Annotated in this window: 2 protein-coding genes; both read right to left on the bottom strand. The window is 64.0% G+C overall.

The window, feature by feature from the left end:
• Positions 1 to 684: ornithine cyclodeaminase family protein (locus Q8Q83_RS13980; RefSeq protein ID WP_305624683.1), on the bottom strand; the 684-nt coding region annotated here is incomplete at its 3' end.
• 207 nt (positions 685 to 891) lie between these two features.
• Positions 892 to 1,623, bottom strand: a 732-nt coding sequence (locus tag Q8Q83_RS13975) for a helicase-related protein (protein WP_305624682.1), incomplete at its 5' end; no start/stop codon positions are given.

Genomic DNA, 1,623 nt, shown 5'->3' with positions numbered 1-1,623 from the left:
GCGCAGGGCGTTGGTGCTGATCGAGGTGATCAGTGCCGGCTTGCTCAGGCTGGCTGGGTCGAGCACCGGCTTGGCCGAGGAGGTGCAGAGCAGCAGCACATCGGCGCCCTCGGTGGCGTCCGCAACGCTGTCGCACAGCTGCAGACGCGGGTCGAGTCGCCTGAGTTCATCCAGCTGCGCCTCGCTCTTGTCGGCCAGGCTGGACGAGTACAGGCGGATGCTCTGCCAGTCGCGCAGGCCCTTGGCGTAATGCACATGGGCGCGTGCCACCGGGCCGCAACCTATCACCGTCAGGTGCTTGGCCTGGGTTGGGGCCAGGGCGTCCACCGCTACAGCAGTAGTGGCGGCGGTGCGCGCGATGGTCAGCAGGCCGGCATCGCAGAGCAACAGCGGTTGGCCGGTTTGCATGGACATCAGCAGGGTCCAGGCGGTGACCAGCGGGCCTTGCTCGCGCACTAGATAGGGCGAGGTCTTCACCCCATAGACGCCGGCGCCGGCCAGCACGCCCAGGTAGTTGATAAAGTCGCCTGCGCCCTGGGGGAACTCCACCAGTTGCTGCGCCGGTTGCGCGGCATTGCCGTTGGCCAGTTCGCCAAACAGGCTGACCATGGCCTGGTGGACATCGACCCGGGCGAGCAGCTGCTCGGCTTCGTCTTTATGCAGCACATAGGGTGTGATCGACATGGGGCGCTCCGAAATGAACTAAACAATTAGTCCATTCTGGACTTTACTATCCATGCCTGCAAGCGTCGGACGCGGCAACTTGATATGCCGCTGCGACCTGTCTGGCTCTGCGCTGCCCTGATCCTGGCCTGGGCGCGGCGTGCAAAAACCTGCGAAATAAAAAAGGCGAAGCCTGTGGGCTTCGCCTTTTTATTGTGCAAGCGCCGGTCAGTGCTTGCGCGGCACCGGCTTGAGCAGTTCATCCGGCGGCATCTCGCAGGCGATCTTGCGCCCCAGCAGGGCTTCGATCGCCGGCAGGGCGTAGGCGTCGTCTTCGCCGGCAAAGCTGATCGAGGTGCCACTGCTGCCGGCCCGGCCGGTACGACCGATGCGGTGCACGTAGTCGTCCGGGGTTTCCGGCAGGGTGAAGTTGATCACATGGCTGATGGCTTCGACGTGGATGCCGCGGCCGGCCACGTCGGTGGCGACCATCACGCGGATCTTGCCTTCGCGGAAGCCTTCCAGGGCGCGGATGCGCTTGTGCTGCGGCACGTCGCCGGACATCTGCACGGCGCTGATGCCGTCGCGGGTCAGGCGTTCCTCGATGCGCCGCACTTCATCCTTGCGGTTGGCGAAGACCATCACCCTGATCCAGTCGTTCTGGGTGATCAGGTTGTACAGCAGCTTGTATTTATCGCTGCCGGCCACGGCATAGACGTGCTGCTCGACCGTGTCGCTGGCGACGTTTTCCGGTTCGATCTCGACGATCGCCGGCTCGGTGGTCCACTGCTTGGCCAGGTTCATCACGTCTTCGGTGAAGGTGGCGGAGAACAGCAGAGTCTGGCGTTCGCCCTTCATCGGGGTCTGGCGGATGATCTGCCGTACCTGCGGGATAAAGCCCATGTCGAGCATGCGGTCGGCTTCATCGAGCACCATCACCTCGACCATGTCCAAGTGCAC

Source organism: Pseudomonas sp. (genome assembly GCF_030696055.1).
Classification (GTDB): Bacteria; Pseudomonadota; Gammaproteobacteria; order Pseudomonadales; family Pseudomonadaceae; genus Aquipseudomonas.
This window is presented reverse-complemented; position numbering and strand designations above follow the sequence as displayed.